Genomic DNA, 4,742 nt, shown 5'->3' with positions numbered 1-4,742 from the left:
CCAATCACCGGCCTTGTTGTTTTTGTGGGAGCTGGGCTCCGCCCGGCGAATGGAGACCGAAGGGCTCCTGGTCGGTGCCACCTAGGTCGCCGCTCTTGTCCGCCCCTGCCAGGCGGACCAGGTGTAGAGCGCAAGGCCGGCCCAGATCAGCAGGAAGGTGGCCAGCTGCACCGCCGTGAGCGGTTCGCCGAAGACGAGCAGGGCGATCCCGAACTGGATGGTGGGGTTGATGTACATCAGAAAGCCCAGGGTGGCCAGGCGCAGGCGCCTGGCCGCGCCGGCGAAGGCCAGCAGGGGCAGGGCGGTGATCACGCCGCTGGCCACCAGCAACAGGGTAGTGCGGGTCTCCCCCAGGAAGTGGGACAGGTCGACCTGGACCAGCCAGCCGAGCGTGAGCAGCGCCAGGGGCAGCAGCAGCAGGGTCTCCACGAAAAGCCCGGAGAGGCCATCCAGCGGCACCTGCTTGCGCAGCAGCCCGTAGGTGCCGAAGGAGAAGGCAAGACCCAGGCTGATCCAGGGCAGCTCGCCGAGCATCAGCAGCTGGATCAGGATCGCCAGCGCAGCAAGCCCCACCGCGGCGGCCTGCAGCCGGTGCATGGTCTCGCGCAGCACCAGCATGCCCAGCGCCACGTTGACCAGCGGCGTCATGAAGTAGCCCAGGCTCGCCTGCAGCACCTGGCGGGTCTCCACCGCGTAGATGTAGATCCCCCAGTTGATCGCGATCAGCAGGGCACAGCCCAGCACCGTGCCCAGCCGGCGCGGCTCGCTCAGGGCCTTGCGGATCGGGGCCCAGCGCCGCAGCAGGGTGACCAGCCCCACCAGGAACAGACAGGACCAGAGGATCCGGTGGATCAGGATCTCGAAGGCCGGCACCCCCTGGAACAGGGCGAAGAAGAGCGGGAAGCAGCCCCACAGGATATAGGCGGAGAGGCCGAAGGCGACCCCCTTGGCGGGCTCCCGGTCGGGGGTGGCGGCGGGGGATGGACGCATGAGGCCTCTGGACGGTGGGGAAAGACGAGGGAAGTACGTTAGCAGCCTATCGGGCTAACCGCCACGGGGACGGCTGACGTGGCTCCGGGCCTGGGGTACGCTAGCGGCCTATCAACCACCGGAGCGGGAGCGCCCCATGAGCGAACTGAGAGCGACCCTGGTGCAGTGCGACCTGCGCTGGGAAGACCCCGACGCCAACTGCCGGATGCTGGAGGAGACCCTGGGCAATCTCGGTCAGGCCGATACCGATCTGATCGTGCTGCCCGAGATGTTTGCCACCGGCTTCACCATGAACTCCCGCGAGATGGCCGAGCCCATGGCGGAAAGCCGCACCGTGGCCTGGCTCAAGGAGCAGGCCTGGCGGCGCGGCTGCGTGGTGACCGGCAGCGTGGCGGTGGTCGAGAATGGCAACTACTTCAACCGCCTGGTGTGGGCGCGCCCCGACGGGTCAATGGCGACCTACGACAAGCGCCACCTGTTCCGCATGGCCGGCGAGCACGAGCGCTACGCCATGGGCCACGAGCGGGTGATCGTCGAGCTCAAGGGCTTTCGGCTCCTGCTCAGCGTCTGCTACGACCTGCGCTTCCCGGTCTGGCTGCGCCAGCAGCCGGCGCCGGACGAGCACTTCGAATACGACGCCCTGCTCTGCGTGGCCAACTGGCCGGCGCCGCGGCGTCACCCCTGGCGCATCCTGCTGCAGGCCCGCGCCATCGAGAACCTCTGCCCGGTGATCGGCGTGAACCGCGTCGGCGAGGACGCCAACGGGCTGCCCTACGCCGGCGACTCCATGCTGATCGACGCCAAGGGCGAGGCGCTGATCGACGAGCCCGAAGGCACCGTCTTCATGAAGACCGCCACCCTGTCGCTGGATGAGCTCCGGGACTTCCGCGAGAAGTTTCCCGCCTGGCGCGACGCCGACCACTTCACCCTTTCCGACGGGGTCGGCTTCTGATGCGACTGGACCGCTTCCTCTCCGAGACCACCGAGCTGACCCGCAGCCTGGCCAAGAAGGCCCTGCATCGCGGCGAAGTCAGCGTCGATGGCGAGATCATCAAGAATCCCGCCACGCAGATCGGCGAGGCCAGCCGCGTGACCTGGAACGACGCGCCGCTGGCGCTGGTGGGGCTGCGCTACGTGATGCTGCACAAGCCCGCCGGCGTGGAGTGCACCGCCCGGCGCACCCTCTACCCGCGGGCCATCGACCTGGTCGAGCTGCCCAAGGTGGAGCGCCTGCAGACGGTGGGGCGGCTCGACGTCGACACTACCGGCCTGGTGCTGCTCACCGACGACGGCCAGTGGTCCCACCGGGTCACCTCACCCAAGCATCGCTTTGGCAAGGTCTACCGGGTCACCCTGGACGAGCCGCTGGAGGGCGAGGCCCTCGAGGCGGCCATCGCCGCCTTCGCCGAGGGCGTACTTCTGGATGGCGAGGAGCGGCCTACCCGCCCGGCGGAGCTTGCCATGCGCGAGCCCACCGTGGCCGAACTGACCCTCCATGAGGGCAAGTACCACCAGGTGAAGCGCATGTTCGCCGCCATCGGCTGCCACGTGGCGGCCCTGCATCGGGAATCCATCGGCCCGCTGGCGCTGGGCGAGCTGCCCGAAGCTGAATGGCGCGCACTGACGGCCGAGGAGATCGCCGCGTTCTGACTTCGGGGTCAGAGCCCCCCTTGACTCCACTTCCACGACCTCGGATACGCCTCTCAGTACCGCGTCCCGGGAAAGAGGGTAACCACGCATGTTTCAGCACATTCTGGTGGTCTGCACCGGTAACATCTGTCGCAGCCCAGTGGCCGAAGCCATGCTGCGCCGGTCGATGCCGGACAAGCAGCTGAGTTCCGCCGGCCTCGGTGCTCTGGTCGGCCACGGCGTCGAACCTACGGCCCGCGCCCTCGTCGAAGCCGAAGGCTTAGATGTCTCCGGCCACCAGGCCCGACAGCTCACCGTTGATATGCTCCATTCCGCTGACCTGATCCTCGTCATGAGCAACGGCCAGCGTCGCGCCATCGCCGACCTTGCCCCGGAGGCCCTCGGAAAGACCATGACCCTGGGAAAATGGCTGGAAGCAGGCAAGGGCAAGGAGATCCCCGACCCATATCGCAAGAGCAGGGAAGTGTTCGAACATGTGCACATGCTTCTGAAGCAGGCCACTGACGCCTGGGCCAACCGCCTTTAGGATCTAGAAGGATACGCTAGAAGCTGACACTCTCGTCGTGAAACCGGAGTCTCCAGGAGACTGGAAACGGTCTATCCAACAATGTGCCTACCTGTTCTATTTTGATCGGTTTTTCAGCGTTTGTGTCTCAATGACTTTCAAGGAGTGTCTGTGAAAATTGCCATTGCCGGTACCGGCTACGTCGGCCTCTCCAATGCCATGCTGCTGGCCCAGCACAATCGGGTCGTGGCGGTGGATATCGTCCCCGAGCGGATCGCGATGCTGAACGAGGGGCACTCGCCCATCGAGGATGCCGAGATCAGCGACTTCCTGGCCAACCGTGGGCTCGATTTCACGGCGACTCTGGACAAGGAGGCCGCCTACCGCGATGCCGATTTTGTGGTGATCGCCACGCCCACCGACTACGACCCGAAGACCAACACCTTCAATACCTCGAGCGTCGAGTCGGTGATCCAGGACGTGATGGCGATCAACCCCGCGGCGGTGATGGTGATCAAGTCCACCGTGCCGGTGGGCTATACCGTCGAGGCCTGCGCGCGCTTCGGCACCGAGAACCTGATCTTCTCGCCGGAGTTCCTGCGCGAGGGCAGGGCGCTCTACGATAACCTGCATCCGTCACGGATCATCGTGGGGGAGCACTCCGCGCGGGGCGAGACCTTCGCCGGGCTGCTCAAGCAGGGGGCGGAGGACGACGAGATCCCGGTGCTGTTCACCAACAGCACCGAGGCGGAGGCGATCAAGCTGTTCGCCAACACCTACCTCGCCATGCGGGTGGCCTACTTCAACGAGCTGGACAGCTACGCAGAGACCCACCACCTGGATACTCGCCAGATCATCGAGGGGGTGGGGCTCGACCCGCGCATCGGCAAGCACTACAACAACCCCTCGTTCGGCTACGGCGGCTACTGCCTGCCCAAGGATACCAAGCAGCTGCTGGCCAACTACCAGGATGTGCCGAGCAACATCATCGCGGCCATCGTGGATGCCAACCGCACTCGCAAGGATTTCATCGCCGAATCGGTGCTGCGCCGCAAGCCCCGCGTGGTGGGGGTCTACCGGCTGATCATGAAGACCGGTTCCGACAACTTCCGCGCCAGCGCCATGCAGGGGGTGATGAAGCGCATCAAGGCCAAGGGTATCGAGGTGGTGGTCTATGAGCCGGTGCTCGCGGAGGAGACCTTCTACGGCTCCCGGGTGATGCGCGACCTCGACGCCTTCAAGGCCGAGGCCGACGTGATCCTATCGAACCGCATGGCCGCCGAGCTCGAGGACGTGGCCGAGAAGGTCTACACCCGCGACCTCTTCGGCAGCGATTGATCCCGCCGCCAATCTCGATGTCGCCCGGAGCCTGTGAATGTCGAAGCCTGTGAATGTATGACCTGCTGAAGGTGTCGGCCGGGCAGCTGCTGATGCCGCTGCCGATCAGCCTGGGGCTGATGGCGCTGGGCCTTGTGCTGTTGGCCTGGCGCTTCCGGCGCACGGGCGGGGTAGTCGCAGGGTTTGGCTTGTCGATCCTGGTGCTGGCAAGCCTGGCCCCCGTCGCCGATCGGCTGCTGCTGCCGCTCGAGATGCGCTA

5 protein-coding genes and 1 pseudogene are annotated in these 4,742 nt (G+C 66.0%); 5 read left to right on the top strand and 1 reads right to left on the bottom strand.

Going from position 1 to position 4,742, the window contains the following annotated elements; translation table 11 throughout:
- Nucleotides 1-81: 81 nt before the first annotated feature.
- Nucleotides 82-990, bottom strand: a complete 909-nt coding sequence (gene rarD, locus IBX53_RS14730; RefSeq protein ID WP_290910717.1) for an EamA family transporter RarD — start codon at nt 988-990, stop codon at nt 82-84.
- Between the two features lie 136 nt (nt 991-1,126).
- On the opposite strand from rarD, the gene IBX53_RS14725 reads away from it, so the two are divergent.
- From IBX53_RS14725 to IBX53_RS14705, 5 genes and pseudogenes are all read left to right on the top strand, one after another.
- The gene (locus tag IBX53_RS14725; RefSeq protein ID WP_290910714.1) at nt 1,127-1,942 is read left to right on the top strand and encodes an amidohydrolase; all 816 of its coding nucleotides are present in this window, start codon (nt 1,127-1,129) and stop codon (nt 1,940-1,942) included.
- A complete protein-coding gene (locus IBX53_RS14720; protein WP_290910711.1) occupies nt 1,942-2,640 on the top strand; it encodes a pseudouridine synthase in 699 nt (232 codons plus the stop codon). Before IBX53_RS14725 ends, IBX53_RS14720 begins: the two co-directional genes overlap by 1 nt.
- Nucleotides 2,641-2,728: 88 nt before the next feature.
- Nucleotides 2,729-3,166, top strand: a complete 438-nt coding sequence (locus IBX53_RS14715; RefSeq protein ID WP_290910709.1) for a low molecular weight protein-tyrosine-phosphatase — start codon at nt 2,729-2,731, stop codon at nt 3,164-3,166.
- A gap of 150 nt (nt 3,167-3,316) precedes the next feature.
- The gene (locus IBX53_RS14710; protein WP_290910706.1) at nt 3,317-4,483 is read left to right on the top strand and encodes a nucleotide sugar dehydrogenase; all 1,167 of its coding nucleotides are present in this window, start codon (nt 3,317-3,319) and stop codon (nt 4,481-4,483) included.
- A 53-nt stretch (nt 4,484-4,536) separates the two neighbouring features.
- Nucleotides 4,537-4,742: pseudogene (locus tag IBX53_RS14705) on the top strand (hypothetical protein); the annotation flags it as partial.

The organism is Halomonas sp. (assembly GCF_014859505.1).
Taxonomy (GTDB): Bacteria; Pseudomonadota; Gammaproteobacteria; order Pseudomonadales; family Halomonadaceae; genus Halomonas.
Note: the sequence above shows the minus strand (reverse complement) of the source record. Positions and strands in the feature narration are given on the sequence as shown.